At 50.6% G+C, this 16,128-nt stretch carries 14 protein-coding genes; all 14 read left to right on the top strand.

The window, feature by feature from the left end; all coding sequences use genetic code 11:
* The first annotated feature begins 61 nt into the window (after positions 1 to 61).
* On the top strand, positions 62 to 1,330 hold the full coding sequence (locus tag BWI97_RS15755) for a hypothetical protein (RefSeq protein ID WP_102201693.1): 1,269 nt from the start codon (positions 62 to 64) through the stop codon (positions 1,328 to 1,330).
* A gap of 1 nt (position 1,331) precedes the next feature.
* Complete coding sequence (locus BWI97_RS15750) at positions 1,332 to 1,778, top strand: hypothetical protein (RefSeq protein WP_102201691.1); 447 nt, start codon at positions 1,332 to 1,334, stop codon at positions 1,776 to 1,778.
* Complete coding sequence (locus BWI97_RS15745) at positions 1,775 to 2,344, top strand: hypothetical protein (RefSeq protein ID WP_102201689.1); 570 nt, start codon at positions 1,775 to 1,777, stop codon at positions 2,342 to 2,344. The genes BWI97_RS15750 and BWI97_RS15745 overlap by 4 nt, the downstream gene beginning before the upstream one ends.
* Positions 2,338 to 2,589 (top strand): hypothetical protein, encoded by a 252-nt coding sequence (locus tag BWI97_RS15740; protein ID WP_102201687.1) that lies wholly within the window; start codon positions 2,338 to 2,340, stop codon positions 2,587 to 2,589. The genes BWI97_RS15745 and BWI97_RS15740 overlap by 7 nt, the downstream gene beginning before the upstream one ends.
* Positions 2,586 to 3,038 carry a hypothetical protein gene (locus tag BWI97_RS15735; RefSeq protein WP_102201685.1) on the top strand — a complete coding sequence of 151 codons (453 nt, stop codon included), beginning with the start codon at positions 2,586 to 2,588 and terminating at the stop codon, positions 3,036 to 3,038. The genes BWI97_RS15740 and BWI97_RS15735 overlap by 4 nt, the downstream gene beginning before the upstream one ends.
* Before the next feature lie 101 nt (positions 3,039 to 3,139).
* Positions 3,140 to 3,349 carry a hypothetical protein gene (locus BWI97_RS15730; RefSeq protein WP_102201683.1) on the top strand — a complete coding sequence of 70 codons (210 nt, stop codon included), beginning with the start codon at positions 3,140 to 3,142 and terminating at the stop codon, positions 3,347 to 3,349.
* Positions 3,333 to 4,103 (top strand): hypothetical protein, encoded by a 771-nt coding sequence (locus BWI97_RS15725; protein ID WP_102201681.1) that lies wholly within the window; start codon positions 3,333 to 3,335, stop codon positions 4,101 to 4,103. Before BWI97_RS15730 ends, BWI97_RS15725 begins: the two co-directional genes overlap by 17 nt.
* A gap of 19 nt (positions 4,104 to 4,122) precedes the next feature.
* Positions 4,123 to 4,440: a hypothetical protein gene (locus tag BWI97_RS15720; protein ID WP_102201679.1), complete on the top strand. Its 318-nt coding sequence runs from the start codon at positions 4,123 to 4,125 to the stop codon at positions 4,438 to 4,440.
* Between the two features lie 53 nt (positions 4,441 to 4,493).
* Entirely contained in the window at positions 4,494 to 8,126 is a 3,633-nt protein-coding gene (locus tag BWI97_RS15715; protein WP_102201677.1) for a tape measure protein, read from the top strand.
* A complete protein-coding gene (locus BWI97_RS15710) occupies positions 8,101 to 10,794 on the top strand; it encodes a hypothetical protein (protein ID WP_102201675.1) in 2,694 nt (897 codons plus the stop codon). The genes BWI97_RS15715 and BWI97_RS15710 overlap by 26 nt, the downstream gene beginning before the upstream one ends.
* Positions 10,795 to 10,801: 7 nt before the next feature.
* Entirely contained in the window at positions 10,802 to 11,875 is a 1,074-nt protein-coding gene (locus BWI97_RS15705) for a hypothetical protein (protein ID WP_102201673.1), read from the top strand.
* Positions 11,875 to 14,751: a hypothetical protein gene (locus BWI97_RS15700; RefSeq protein WP_102201671.1), complete on the top strand. Its 2,877-nt coding sequence runs from the start codon at positions 11,875 to 11,877 to the stop codon at positions 14,749 to 14,751. The genes BWI97_RS15705 and BWI97_RS15700 overlap by 1 nt, the downstream gene beginning before the upstream one ends.
* Before the next feature lie 2 nt (positions 14,752 to 14,753).
* Positions 14,754 to 15,650, top strand: a complete 897-nt coding sequence (locus BWI97_RS15695; RefSeq protein ID WP_102201669.1) for a hypothetical protein — start codon at positions 14,754 to 14,756, stop codon at positions 15,648 to 15,650.
* Between the two features lie 142 nt (positions 15,651 to 15,792).
* Positions 15,793 to 16,065 carry a hypothetical protein gene (locus BWI97_RS15690; protein WP_094816076.1) on the top strand — a complete coding sequence of 91 codons (273 nt, stop codon included), beginning with the start codon at positions 15,793 to 15,795 and terminating at the stop codon, positions 16,063 to 16,065.
* Positions 16,066 to 16,128: the final 63 nt, after the last annotated feature.

Raw genomic sequence — 16,128 nt, 5'->3', positions numbered from 1 at the left:
TCACCCCTGAACATCGTAGCCCCGCCCAGCAAACGGGCGGGGCTATTTCTTTAAAACGGCAATGATTTTAAGCGAACGTATATTTTCAGAATTGGCCGGGCTGGTGGGATACCGATCCAGCTTTGATAAGGAGGATACCATCGACACCGATATCCAGGCTTCCGAGTCTGGATTACTGGTTAATGGGGTTCACGCGTTGATCAATTCCGGCAATCTCCTTGCTACACTGGCAGATGGTCCGCAGAATTTTATCGCATTCACAGCCTATGACCTTCAAACGACCTTTGCAAAGGGTACCATCGTCAAGTCGGGCGATAAGCTGTACACCAGCTTGCAAGACAACAATCAGAGTCACCCGGTAAGTGATGATACGTGGTGGAAACCTACTAGCCTGCTTTCTCAGGTTCTTCGCCGTACGTACCGGGACGCAGTTACAACGGTACTGAATTCATTCCTCGATACGAAGAAAGAAGCCGGAGCCGGCAAGGAGCTACTCAGTAGCGGAATGCTTTTAAACGAGAATGGCCGCCTGCCCGATCAGATCGAAAAGAATGGCCGTTTCGTCGGGTTTCTCATCCGGCCTAGGGAAACGGATCTGGCTGTAGTTCTTCGCCGCGTAGGTGTGCAGTTTTCCGCTAACGGTACTATCCCCATCAAAATCTACCGAATCACGTCTGATGAACCTTTGCAATCGATCCCTGTCAATTATCAACATCAAGGCAAGTTCTTTTATGACTCGCTTTCGTCGCCGGTATCTCTACCGTATTGGTCGGAGAATGTAATGGGTGAAACGTACCTGGTGGGGTATGATGAAAACGACTTACCCGAAGAGGCCCGAGCCGTTCGCGTGGCTCATACGATCGGTAAGGGCAATTGCTGGGGGTGTAACCCGGCTTACGCTACGATCGTCGGCAAGTGGAGTCCCTACGTGGAAGTAAAAGCCATCTCCGCTCCGGCAAATGCGTTGGGTGATGAGGAGGGGTATACGTACCACACGGATACCAATTTCGGCTTGAATCTGGTTTTCGACGTGGTGTGCGATGTTACCGAGCGGGTAATTCAGCAGAGAAACATCTTTGCTCGGGCCATTCAGCTCCAGTGGGCAATCGGACTACTGGAAATCATGGCCGCGTCTACACGGGTGAATCAGGCCGGGAATGTAGCTGAGGTGAAAGCCTACAACTATCTGTACGAGTTTCAAAACCCCCAAAACCCGCATACGCTTCTCAAGCAGGCCATGAAAAGTTTGAATCTGGATCTTTCGGATTTGAATGAAACCTGTCTGCCTTGTAAGGATGCGAATACGGGAATCGAGATAGGAGCCTGGTAACATGGGAACGAAAGCCGATCAAATCAAAGAGTTTTTCATGGGCCCACTCAAGGCTATCGACATGAAGGGGCTTATTGACTGGGCCGTAAACCGCCATTCTACGTACGCTCTGGAACTCAACAAACGCCAGCTGAAGGTGGGGCAACTCGATACGGGTAAACCCATTACGCCGCCCTATACGAAAATGACGGTTGCCATCAAAAAAGCCAAAGGCCAGCCCTATAACCGGGTAACGCTCAAGGATACGGGGGATTTTCAGGATAGCATGTACATGAAGCGGGTTCGAGGCGGGAATGAAATCACGGCCTTTGACTGGAAAACGCTTTCGCTTTCTCGCAAATACGGCGTAGACATCTTTGGTCTGAATGATCGCAACAAAGGCATTCTCTGTAACCGGATGAAGCCTGATGCCCAGAAACAATTCAAATCCCTATTGCGGCACTTATGAATCCTGCTATTATTCATACCCTTAATGACACGTCCGGGGCGGCTGGTCTGGAACACGTGATTTTACAGCTCCAGCTGAGACTTTCAATGCTTCCCTGGCTGAAGGTCATCTATGGCCGTGCGTTTACCGTCTCGAAGTTGAAAGAAACAGAGGCCGAACCCGCCGTATACACAGGCCAAAACGAATACAGAAGCGTATTGCCGAACGACTTTGTTGAGTCTCAGTCTTTTTTCCGTACGGAAGGACCGGAGCGGTACGGGGATGCATTGCTTTCGACGGGCGGCTACCTGGCGAATCGCGACTTGAGCCTGATCGTTTGGGTTAACCTTCACGAACTCGATCACCCGAGCCGGCGTGATGATATCTACCTCGAAACCCTGAAGTATGAAGTTGAAGAGCAACTTCGGGCCTGCGAGTTCGTCATGAAAATTGATGAGTACTACGATGATCATGCCGCGGATATCTTTCGCGGGTACGATCTCGAACCAATCAAACCCGAACGTCTTAAGTTTCCGTACTGCGGCTTTCGTATATCGCTCACCGTCTACTACCAAAAACCATGTTGAATGACGTCATCTTTGTAAGCCTCGTAGTCGTCGGGGTTTTATTCGTTTGCGGTAAATGGGAACTCTCCGATTGGGCCTATCAGCAAACGGGCTGGCAGGTGTTTCGCTGTATGTACTGCCAGAGTTTCTGGCTTAATTGCTTGATCTTGCTCTTTGTGATCCCGCCCCTGTTGATCCTTCCTGCAGCTCTGGCCGGAGCCGCTTTCGGTACCCCTTTTCTCATGATCTTAAAACGCGGAATATGAAAACGATCCCTATGGGCGGTCACAGCGTAGCGTTCTACGACTCGATCTTTGAAACGCCGATCGCCATCTACAAACTTCATGAACGCTACGCTGCGGCGGCGGCCTTCACGGTCGATAACCTGGGCAATTACAATGATCGCATTGCTTCGGCCTTGAATCACCTGGCGTCGGGCAATACGGAGGCAGTAGAAACCGAACTACGGAATATGTATTTCGGCCTGTATCAGTTCCTGGGAGGAATGGACATGAGTAGTATGGCCCTTTTGTGCTTAGCCGCTGAAGTGGATGGGATGCCCTTTCGCAAGCGGGATGAAGAAACGCTTATGAAGCTCCGGGATAAGATGTCAGAATGGGGGTTTACCGCTGCTGATGCTGATAAACTGGCGACGGATTTAAAAAAAAACTTCAAACTGAGCTGGACCGATCTTTCCCCGGATGGTTCGGAATAGGGGATGCCGTTAGCAGGGATGCCCTGCGGTATTCGCTGATTTGTCAGGGTGAATTCTACGCCGATCCTACGCCCGATAACGAAAAGCGGCACAAAGCGGCCATGCTGACTTATTCTGAACTGACTGAGCCGCCAAGCTTCGACCCTCGCAATCCGGATAACTTCATCATCGATCTGGAAAAGTCATTTGCCCGTACCTGTGCCGCCTTGGAAGAAAACGGGTGTAAAGAACCCAAGGAACTGAGCATTTTCGAGTTTTATGCCCGAATCCAACAATTCGAACAACGCAAGCCTCATGCTAAATCAGAATAATTTTTTACGGTGGTTTAATCAACCAGGTCCCGAAAGCGGCCTGTTGCCCCGTCCATTCATTGGGGATGGTAAGCCAAAAGAAGGACCCGCGTTGGTCGTACTTGTCCCGGGCGAAACGTACTACTACTATGTAAACGCGGCAACCATGCCCGCGGGCGATTGGAAGTTACTCAATGGGGCGGGAGTAGAGGTCGGCGGCGTTAATCACACGCTTTCAGAAATAACCTTTTTGGCGGGTAAGCATGGGTACGGCTCCTTTTCCCTTTCGGGCAATGTTAAGCCGGGCGTTTACCGTATCAAATCCGGGAATTTGTACAGTAATGTAGTCGAGGTTATGGCTACGGCCGACGCCGAACGCTACAGTCGGGTATTTTCCTTCAAGAGCCCAAACAAATTGCTTGATTTCTACTGGCCATACCTGCCTGTCGATTATCGACAGGCCTTTCGGTTGAAATGTAACCTGACCGATCAGCAACCCGAACACGACAAGGAGGTGTACCGGGAAGCTACTACGGGCCGTACGCGTAATTTCAAGAGTTTTCCCCGTTGGTTTTACAAGATTAATTTTCTGGAAACCGAACCCGATAACTGTCGGGCGTTGGCTGTTATGCTGGAATGTGATGAACTTTACATCGCTGGCAAACGGGTTAGTTTCAAGTCCGGTTTGAAACTGAATACCAGCCTGACTACCACTTATGTAAATTCTGAATGTGAAGTGTACGATGATGACTTTACGGCTCTGAATTACTGCTGATTTTTTGTATCTTCGGGGCATGTTCACAGCCTTTGCATTAGGAGTATTCGTCGCCTTTGTTCTCTTTGCCATTTACCTGAAGAAAAAGGCTCCTTCCAACGAGGAAATCGTTCGGAGCAATCAGGAAATTATCAACCGTAGCATTGAACTCAATGCCATGGCAAAGCGTGAGATTATCAAGGCACAAATGGCCGATCATTTGCGTCAGATCGAAGAAATGTACAATGCCGGGGAGATTAGCCCCGAAGATTACAGAGAACTTTCCGAGCCGCTACTAGCCTCTATCTCCCTGAATGACTTACCCGAAGGAATCGCTCTGAGTTCCGATAAGAAATAATCCTTAACTTCACGTCTGCCAACACTTGCCCGCCTAAAATCCTTTAGGCGAATATGTCCATTTTGAACCACGGGGATTTCTTTGATTTCCCTGGTTACGAAAAACAGCTCAATAATCTGGAGCGACTGTTAGACCGTTTTGGTCAGTCGCAAGAAAAGTGGCTCGATCGTCTCAAGAATTCAAACGATCAGCTACGTAAGAACGCCATTCAGACCACGAATGCCCTTCGTGGTCTCGACGTCATGCCCGGTGAATCCGTCACAAAGCTAAAAGAGCTAGGTAGTGAACTGGATCGTACTGGTACGAGAATCAAGCAAAACTCCCAGTACGCCGAATTGCTGACCAGTACGTACAATGCCAATAAGCATAGTATCGACCAGCTGAAAGGCGTAATGAAAGAGTTGGAACGGCAATACAATCAACTCGATCCCAAAAGTGAAAACTTTGCGGCTGAGCAGAAACGTATAGCCGATCAGGTTCGAACTACGTCTGGAGCTATCACCCTGCAAAGTACGGTTCTCAAAGCGGCGAAAACGCAGCTCGATTCTGCCGATCGCAGTTACACCAAGCTTTCCCAACAAACCAACCAACTCCGCAAGAACCTTCGGAGCCTTCCAGACGCGTTCAATGCCGCTACGGGTGCTATCAACACCAATAACCGGCAGGCCGTACTACTTCAGGAGCAGATTCAGAAGAACGATAAGGCCCTGAAAGCAATGGACGCCACAATGGGCGTTCATACGCGTAACGTAGGGAATTACAAATCCTCCCTGGAAGGTATTCGCAGTCAGCTCGTTGGGGCAGCGGCTGGATATCTTTCTGTCGATGCAGTTATCAGAGGTATTGCGGGCGGTATCGAGATCATCGATACCATGCACCGACAGGAAGTAGCTTTGAAAAACGCCTCGTCATCCACGGTTGAGCTGAATAAGAATCTTACCACGGCACGCGGTCTGGCGAAGTCCTACGGGGTAAACCTGAACGAAACAACCGACGCGATTCGCAAGTTTACGGGAGCCACGCGGGGAACGGCCATCGAAGGGGATAAGGCTCGACGCGTATTTACAGCCTTTACGTCCAACTTTGCTGCCAACGGAGCCAGTGCCGAGGAGCTCTCCCGGGCCATGAAGGCTTTGGGAGACATGATGAGTAAGGGTACCATCCAGGCCGAAGAGTTGAAAGGTCAGTTAGGTGATGCCATGCCTGGGGCCATGAAGACTTTCGCGGATGCTATGGGTGTTTCTCAGCGAGAACTCATGAAGATGATGGAGAACGGGGAGCTGCTGGCTGAGGACGTACTACCCAAGGTTGCAGCCGAGCTGGAGAAGATCACCGGAAACAAGGCTCAGGAGAACTTGAAAACTATCTCCGGATCCTGGCAGGTAGTGAAGACTAATTTTCAACTCTTTCTAGCGGAGTTCAACAAAACCGGGGCTGTCAGTAATTTCTTCGCCGTGCTGAATGGTAACATCGCTAAGACTTTCGAGGTTTTCCGGCTGGCTAACAAATACGGGGGAACCAAGGGCATTCTTGAAATGGCTGGGCGGGCTACGGCCGATATGATGACCTTCAATACGTTTGGTCTGGCTAACACTTCCTATCAACAACTGGCCAGTAGGGAAGCCCGCGAACAACGTGTTACGGACTTTGCCGGCTCCTCAGCCCAAGAGCAGGAAAAATTCATCAAGACACAAACCCGTGCGATTGAGGTTCAACGGACCAGAGTTGCGGATTTGCAGAAAACGGTTGACAAGCTCCAGAAGGGCTATAAGGATACCTGGAATGATGGCGGGAAGTCGTACCGTATTTGGAGCGAGAATATCAATAAGGCCCGTAAGGATTTAGCTGAGGCAAAATCAACCTTGGATTCATACTCGAATGGTCTGATCAAAGCCAACCGGATACACAAGGAAACAGTGAGCAGGATACCCGCCCTAGGTAAGCCTTTGGATAAAGCAACGCCGGATAAACTCGTTACTTCCGTCCGGGAGCAGATCGACGCCATTCCGAACGCCCTCATTGGCAAGAACGGCAAGGCGGAACTCACCAAAGACCAGACGAAAGCCTTGAAAGGTGCCCGGGAAGAGATCCTGCAACTCTACAATACTCTTTCCAAGGGCGAGGTAGCCCGGCTCAACCTTTCGTCTTTGAAAACGGAGCTTAATGAGTTACTGTACGGTAAAAAAACGGACAACTCCGGTAAGAAAGCCGCCGCTGCTCGTCAGAAGGAAATCAGGGATCAGTTCAAACTCATCGAAGGGTACGTAAAAGATGCTCAGGAGGAACTACAGAAGAACATTCTTGGTGCGGACAATGACGACCTGCTGGAATCGCTCCGGGAACGCCTGAAGAAAAGCATTCCGGGTATTGAAGCGGAGCTAACGAAAGGAAATCAGAAGGCCAAATCCCTACTGAAGAAAATCGAGGAGACGTTTCGTAATAAAATGCCCTGGTTAAAACCCATGCAGTACGATACTGATACCGTACTGGGGCAGGCTCTGAAGGACGGGGAGAAGTTTCGCAAATTCATCCAAAGCGGCGGGTTTCTGGCCGCCGTGCGGAAAATTCAGAAGGATCTTCTCGGCGATTACAAGACGTTTGAAGAAAACGCAAAAACGACGATTCTGCCCGGGGGCGGTTTGTCGAATCGGCTTTCCAAACGGTCGGAGCAACAGGCGACGACCTATATGGAATATCAGCAGGAATCAGGCCAACTTAACCGGGAGCTCGATTCCTATATTTTCCTAAAAGAAGCGGAGCGGAATGAACTTCAAAGCCACCTCAAGCAAGTTTATCAGTGGGAATTAGCTGGCAAAAACGATCGGGCAAAACTGGCACGGGATGAGTACGAGTACAAGAAACATCTGATCGAAGAGGAGGCCCGTAGACGTCAGGAATCTTTGGAGCAGGGTATCCAACTCGCCGCGGAGTTCGGTAGTGCCATTTTCGAAATCAATAATGCGTATCGCGATCGGGATCTGGCTAACCTGGACAAACAGAAATCGCGGGAGTTGGAACTGGCAGGTGACAACAAAGACGCTCAGAAGCGTATTGAGGAGGAGTTTTCTAAGCAACAATCTGAAATTCGGATGAAACAGGCCCGAGCGGACCGGGCCGCTGCGTTGCTCCAGATTGTAGCCAATACCGCCATCGCCGTATCAAAGGCCATCGCCCAGTTTCCGATTACGGGCGGTCAACCTTTCGCCGGGTACGCGATTGCTCAGGGAGCCATCCAAGCGGCGTTGGTACTCGCGAAACCGCTACCCGCGTACGCAGTAGGTACGAAAAATGCTCCGGAAGGTCCGGCCCTCGTCGGCGAAAAAGGTCCGGAGCTTCGCAAGTCCCAGGGCAAGTACTTCTACTACGACCGTCCAACCGTTGCCCACCTAAACCGGGGGGATACGATCTACACCGCAGCGGAAACGCAACGAATCCTCCACGATGCCCAGGTCAACGGGTCGATGGCGGGTAGACTTCATCAGGCCCGCCTTGGTGAAGCGATCTACGTACAACAGCAAAGTTCCGCCCACATTGATGAGCGGGCGATTGGTGCGGCATTGGGTGAGCAAATCGCAGACCTACCGATTCATGAAACGCACTTCGATGAGCGAGGGGTACAACGCTTCATCCGTCGTAAAAACACCCGAACCAGATATTTGAATGACCGATTCAATCTACGCGGATAACGGTACTACCGTTGAAATACCGGCACTTCGGGAGGAATTGCCGGTATACTTCCGTTTGGTACACAACGATGATATCGTGTACATCGACGAACCCGCTCACTGGGATGAACTCGAACTGACTGCGAAACGCGACACAGATTGGCACGGTTTCAACTTCGATTACACGGACGGTGAAACAGAACTCGCTTTCACCTGTTCAGCTGGACGGGGATTGATCGAAGACGTGTATAAGGTCGATGGTCCAGACGGTCAGATTTTCTTGGAAGTGACGACGCTTCCACCTAGTCAAATCGTTCACGTAGTGGAATACCGGTACCGCCTGAACCTGGCTACCCGTGCTCGGAAGGACTATATAGTAACTTGTGAAATTGAGCGGGATACCCTGCATGAAAAAGTGAAAGCCCGGTGGGAAAACACGGTCAATCTCTTCGAGGCGAAAACCTTGGATGGGGTGGCGATCGATCCGATGCCTGTGTATGACTTGCCCTTGCACGGAAAAGTCATCCAGCAAAAGTTCTCGGCGGTCGTAACCTCGCAAAAACTTACCGAACAAACCTTTCAAGGCGATACGAACGGGCACGTGTGGGTGTCCTTTGATACGTCTGAGCCCTCTGTTTCGGAAATCAAGGAAGCCGTAGCGGGTAAGCCCTTCGGCATTTCTGATTCGGAAGGCCCGGTGCACTTTGACGAGTATCTTTTCAAGTTCGAAAGCGAGGGTGACTACCGATTCAAAATCAGCCTGGACTTTACGGTTGATTTTTCAATCAAAAAACGGGCAGTATCGATTGGTGCCAAGAAAATTACTTCGTGGTTTTTGGACGCTTTTCTAGTACTTGATACGGAATCGCCGCGGGGGGCTTCACCCACGAAGTTCCTCCGGATCGGTACCCGGCAAAGTGGCGGCGGCGGCGGTACCAGCGTTACGGGTATTCGCCTGCAGGGAGCTATTGACGAAATTGTTCACATGAAGGCCGGGTGGCGGGCTTACCTGTACGGTATCCTGCATTTCGAGCACAATGCGAACGAGCTGGCCTCTACGACCGTAAAGGTTCGTTGCGATAAATCAGCTGTAGAGGTAATTGCTTCAACGTATTCAGATGGAAGCCTTTGCCGGGCCGTTTGGCTAAAAGATGCGATTGAGAGGACCCTAACCCAAATCACCGGGCAAACGAAGGTACTGGAGGCTCCTTACTACTCCTTTGCCTCATCTGAACAACCCGTTGCCGGCTGCGGGGCCAACCGGATGATCACGAACGGTTTCCAGATTCGGCAATTCGAACCGGATAAGCACGGCGTGGAAGTTACGCTAAAAACCTTACTTACGGCCTGTAAAGCCTGGGACGGGATTGGATTCGAATACACAAATGACGAAGAGGGTAATCAGATTATACGCTTACTGCCCCGGGAACAGTTCTACGCCGACGTCGAAATCATCGACTTGGGCGAATGCTCAGATTACTCCGAGGAAACAGCCGCTGAGTTGCTGTATAACCGGGTACAAGTCGGGTATCAGAAATATTTCGATGAAGGGCTAAACGGATTGGATGAGTTTAGCACCGTTCACGAGTACACGTTACCTACACTGGCCGGGGGCGACCCCTACCAAAAGGATCCAAATAAATTGGAGCTGCTATCACCCATCCGGGCGGATGGTTACGGCATCGAATCCGTTCGCCGGGTACAATTCGAGAAAACCCCCACGGATTCCACCTCGGAAGATGATGAACTGTTCGTGGTTTGTACGACCCCGCCCACGGGTTCTACTATGTCCGTACTGGCAGAAATCTCGGACGGAAGCCTGGGCGGATTTTACCTGAAAACCGTCACCAAGCTTCCGAATGTCCGGCTCGGTGCTTTGGTAAAAGTTCAAAGCCCTCTCAATAGCGGCACGTTCAAGGTATTAAACGACGGGGCGGTTCGCTCTGCTCCCGTGGGAACCTATCTCAACTGGGAAAACAAGTACGTGTACTGGATTGACGGAACTCCAAACCCGGAATCTCAGACGCAGATGATGATCACGATTGCCAGTAGTCCGGCTTCCAGTGAGCGAAACGAAAGCTTTGCATCAGTGGCAGGTATTATTTCACCTGAAACAGCCTACAATCTGCGACTGACTCCGAAACGGATGCTGCTGGCGAATGGTCCGTTAGTGAGTATTGGCCTTGCGTACAAAAAGCCTGATCAGATCCTGAAAAACGGCTACGCCAAACAAAACGGGGACCTGGTAGCGGCTTTATCCGCTTCGGATGCGTGTGCAACCGAATATGAACCTGTTACCGAAAAAGCCGATGTAACAGTAGAGCAGGTTAGGGGGCAAATTGCCAAATACTCTCCCGAATTTGTCTACTTCAGTAAACGCCTGTCGCGTAAAACGTTTATGCTCATCCGGCAGGCACTACGGGGTAAGGCGACTCCGGAAACGAATTACGGATACGTGACGGTAACGAATGATCTGGGAGAACGGGTTTCGGGGTATGTGATGGAAATGAAGTACAAACCTCTTTCTGAGCAGGTTGATTTTAAACTCTTGAAAAAGTTTGTACCTTCACAACCGCCAATTCTTTTGCCCGAGTGTAGCGATTACGCCGACTGGACATTCTTGGATTTCGAGAATACCACAGACGACGTAAGAAAACTGGAAGAATGTCGATTCGACGACTTCAGCTAACGCTCACATGGGGTTCATTCTATCGCTTATTGAGGATTTTGATACGCTTAGGGAGGGCTTTCGTCGCAAAGTCAACCAGCTTATCAAAAAAGCCATCGTTGACCTTGTTCTCGATCAAGAGGGCAAGGTTATTCTGCATACACAAGATGGCAGCACGCTACAGCTAAACCTGGCTGAACAATATCCCCGTCGCAGTGAGATTCAGGATCTATTGGATGGCACCGGCAAGATCATTCCTTCGCAGGATAACCAGCGGGAAACGACTTTGCCAGTTGTGTCGGACGGGCAGCCCGCCCTTGAAAATGGGCTAGCGGGAACGTCTACTGGACCCGTGCGGGTGTTTCTGAATTCAAAACGTATATGGCTTGACGTTGGCAACGCTACGAAAGACGCGGACGCATACTTTTCCTTTGACGGTGGGCTTACAGCTCTGCCAAATAGTAACGTTCCGGCCGGAGCCGAACTCTTCTTTAATCCCACCAAAGCAGGCTTCCCCCTTACTGATCAGGATAAAATCACGCTTGATTATTCCTTGGAAGTTATTCAGCAACGGACCGAAACCGGACAGGCGGCCATTCAGTCTCTAGATCCGGATCATGAAGTAATCATGGCTGAGGAGCCAGGGCAGTTAGAATACAACATTGACTTGCAGGGGGGGAAGATTCTCTTTATTATCTACTACAATTACTTCCCGGAGGGTCAACTGCCTAAACCCTTGGTGAAGACCCAGTACGATTACCAAAACGGGCTTTTGACGCTTAAAAACCTTGGTTTTGATATCAATGAAGGGGATGCCGTTATCGTGTACTTCGTCAAACAAGGAACAGGCTTATTTCTGCCTTTCGAAACAAGAGAAGTAGCTGATCGGGTAGAGTGGAAATACGTGCATGAGGGTTTCTCAGCGTGGCGATTACTCTTCACAAAAAGTTCAATGGGTTCACTTCAAATGGTATCTACTCAATCACAGTTTGATAGTGCCGCGTCTGGACCCTTGCCTAAGCTAATTGATTTCAAGGCTAACGGCTTGTTCCGATACTCCCCAGGGCTGCCCCTAGAAAAAGTTTTAACCTATACGAAGTAATGAAATTATCCGCCAAAATTCAGCAGGAAGAACCTGGCAAGCAATTACAGGATGTTCAGGAGAATCAGCAGCAGAAAGCAAAGATGGTTGCACTTGAGCAAAAGGTTGATGCTGTTACCCTTGGACGAAACCCAAAGGGTTCTTGGAATCCTAAAACCAACACCCCCAACATCGTTGCCACCCTAGTTAAGGCGGGCGACTCGCTTATTGTTAAGCTTCCCCCGAAAGAGGTGTATCATAGCGAAGTGATGAATGTCGATGTGCAGAATGGGGATGAGTTCATTTTGTACGGGGATGAAATCGTTCACATCGAAAATTCGAAGGTTCCAGGGGCTGAAACAGTTACACCCGACACGCTCGCACCCGACACATTGTCAATGCTACCAGAGAACTATGAGTTAGGTAATGAAACCGTATTTTACCCCATCGTCGCTGATCAGCAAGGGCGTTTAGTGCTCTATGGAACAAAAGATGGCAGACTATGGGGTAATTTCCAGATTTCTGAGCAGGGCATTCCCGCCAGTTCTATTGGTGGCGACAAATTGAAAACGGCCAGCATTGACCTTTCCAGGCTGGCCAGCGAAGTCAAAGATGTCATGCCAGTCAATTACGACGGATCAGGTCTTACTATTTATCCCATTGTCACGGATCAGGAAGGTCGGTTAGTATTGTATGCTACAAGTGACAGTCAATTACACGGAAACTTTCAGATTTCTGAACAAAGCCTACCTGCGGGGTCGGTTGGCAGTGACAAACTCAAAACGGCCAGCGTCAACCTTACTAAATTAGCCAGTGATGTAGCTCAGGTTCTCGTACAGTCCTACGACACGAACGGACGCACCCGCTATCCAATCGTAATGGACGATGATGGGCGGCTGGTGCTTTCCTCGGGGCAAGACGGCTCAATTCTGGGAAAGTTTGACCTGAGCTTATCCAAAGTACCCTATACTTCCCTGCCTTCTGAGGTTACCGGAGGACTAATTACAACCTACGAGGCTTCGAACGTCACCCGGTTTCCCTTGGTGATGGATCAGGACGGAAAAGTATGTGTGTGGATTGAAAAAGACGGAAGTCTATCGGGGAAAATAAGTCTGGCCGTAGGCAGCGTAACGGAAGAAAGTCTTTCGGATGCCGTCAAAGCTAAACTAGTGCAGCCAGCTTTTTCACGGCTAAATAGCTATAACCCGGCTCATGTACAACTCGAAGACGATGAGAGTTGGCGGGGTAAACGCATCGAAATCCCGCTATCACTGCCGGGTTCAGGCATACCCTTTCACCGCTTCCCCAGTCTACGAGTGCCGCACCTTCGCGGCATCAACACCACCGATGTATCCCTGGAGTTTCGCCGCTCGATGAGTCTGGCCATTCGCGGCAAAGTCTACCAGGGCACGTTCGATCCGACCGTTTCGGGCTTTGTGGGACTGAATCTTCGTACGCCCCGCTTTGGCGATGCTTCCACGGCGTGGCCACCGCTGGCTAATCCCCAGGCGGGCGATTACGTCGAGCGTTTCAAGGCAGGTTCTACGACTGAAGGGGGGCTTCCTTCCAAACGTGGCGACCTGTTGGTCTACAATGGATCTACCTGGGGCGTACAACCCGGTCCCACTTCAGCAGCCAAGCCCGGCGACTTCTGGCGGGTAACCGCAGCAGGAAAATTCGGCGATCTCGACCTGAAGGTAGATGATATACTTATTTCCACCGGTCCCGAATTCAACGGCGGTACGGGTACTTTTCCCCGCTACATCGTCCGGCGTCCGGGTGAGTTCTTCGTCATGGGCGAATGCAGCTCTGCTAACGTACCCGCAGTCACGCTCGACGGAGCCCTGTATATTTTCTCAAATTCATCTACCGTTAAAGGGGTTGCTGGCAACCGGGGTGATTACCTAATCTACGAAAATGGAGTTTGGGGACTCTATTCCGGTGGTACGGTCACCGTGGCCCCCGGAGCTACTTTCGTGCTCAACTGTAGCAACGCTAACGAGTGGGAAGTTCGCCGGGCCGATGTGTATCCCGGCATTAAGGGCATTACGGCTTACAGCCAGGTAGCTACGCTCTATTTGCGAGTGAGTGATGGAATCGTGCTCTTTTCGGATTCCATGTTCGGCAATGGATTCATTGGTACGACCATTGCCACCCTGGTTTCCCCGCGTTCCTGCACGACGGAGAGCTTCGGGGGCGGTACGTCCTGGGACGTTCTCTCCATGGTGCATAAACGCATCCGGTCTGGAGATATTCACGCGGGCAAGTTGCACGTATTCTGGCACGGTCAGAATAATCAGTACGATACGGCCCAAACCAAGGAAGTAGCTTACCGACTGGCATCCCTGATGGGGGCGGCTCAGCGTCGTTTCCTATTCTGGTCGGTGCTGGGTCAGCGAGCTGCCGATTTTGACGGTAACCGGATCACCGTGCCCATTCAGGAAGGAGCTTTCGCCGGCACCAACCACATTTCGGAAATAGAAAATTTCTACGAATACACCTTCCCGCGTCAGTGGTTCTGTCCCCGAAAGGCCCTACTTACCTGGGCTGCGACCCAGACGGACGTTCCGGATCTTCAGTATCCCGGCAAGTCGGTTGCTGAGACGGCAGCACTGTACGGTGTAGTGCCCTTGAACGTATTCCTTTCCTACGCTTCCCTGCCCAATCAGGGCAAGGGCTGGAACTTCCAGGGCTACCGCTCGGAAGGCACGATGCCCACGGGCGGCTTGCACCTGGATTACTTCATCCGCACAGACAATGGTAATAAGGGTTATTTCTACGTCAACAATCAGGGTGTCTGGTCAGCGATCAGCTTTGACTTTACCCACCTGAACAGCTTTGGCGGCCCCATCCTCGCTCAAAAATTCTACGAATTTCTTACCCTAAACAACTTGTAAAAATGGCACTTGGTCAATATCTAAAACTCGGTGGCGTGGTTACTGATCCGAGTCTTCCTTTTTTTTATCCTGAAGATTCGCGGATCAACAAAGGCTCGCTGCTCCTGGTAAACTTCGCTAATTCGCTGGGCTATGAAGGTTCAAATCCGCCGATTACTGGGACGTTGGTTTACAATCTGGCCTGGCGAGCAGCCAAAGCAATGATTGGGACGGGGGATCGCACCAGTCTTTCGCTAGTGGCCAACGTGCCGTTCGGAGCTGCGGAAGGAAAGCTGGAGTTCACGCCCAAAAAAGGCCTGCACGTCATTACCAGTCAGGTAAACATGGGGCAGGGAAAAGGCTTTTCGATGTTAATTCCTCCGGCCATCATGGCCTACCTGCACCAGTACTCCGATACTCACCAGTATTATTTCCGGATATCTGAACGGTTGACGAGACAGCCCGATTTGAACTCGGGAGACGATAACCGTCTGGTGATTGCATCCAATTCCGGTGCATCGGGCAATTACCTGGCCCGGATGGCAAAGGGCGGGAGTCTGCCGAACGCCTCTACGGCGAATAGTTTTGGCGGCAGTTTCTCTTCTCAGTCGGCTACTGCTCTGGGCAACTTATTCCGAAACGTGGCTACGAAGGCATGGACGGGAACGAAACAGGCTAACCCGGCAGATATTACGAATCGCTTCATCTCGGTTGGCCCGGTTGGTGCCTACCAATCGATCGATGTGAATAAGTCATCATCTACCGTGTTGTACGAAATCTATATTGAAGATCTCACGGTATCTGGCCGCACCTACGCACAGGCTCATGCCGCAGAACTAGCCATCCATAATGCAGATTTTGGGGCGGGCGGACGGTTCTCGGGCGATACCATTCCTACCGACCCTTCCACGCTTCCTTAAGTTATCTCCAATGATTAACTACAATCAGGAAGGGTACAGCGGTCCCTTCATTCCGTTTTCGGGTGAAGAGATCGAATACCTGCGGGGCTCCTAGTTGCCCTAAAATATTTTACCCATTTCTCAACTCCAAAACACAAAATCAATGAAACGCTTCCTAGTCGTTTTTCTGCTCATTTTCGTCAGTAAAGTATCCGCTCAAACGCCGCAAATTCCCAAATACGGCGTTGGTGTGGATACCCTGATGATTCAGACCGTTTACACCGACCTCGAAGGCGTCGAGCACACCGAGCCAGTGAAAACGCTACGCGTAATGTCTAATACTCGCTCTGGTACGACGACGATGTATTACTCGCTCAATCCGCAGGTACTAGACAGTCACGTTCGCAGGCGAATATTCCCTGAAACCTCCAAGTAAAGTAGTCTCAAGCCCAACCTGTACGATTACCATTTTTTCACTCCAAAACGTCAAAACTGTATT

The sequence above is a fragment of the Siphonobacter sp. BAB-5405 genome, from assembly GCF_002872335.1.
Taxonomy (GTDB): Bacteria; Bacteroidota; Bacteroidia; order Cytophagales; family Spirosomataceae; genus Siphonobacter.
Note: the sequence above shows the minus strand (reverse complement) of the source record. Positions and strands in the feature narration are given on the sequence as shown.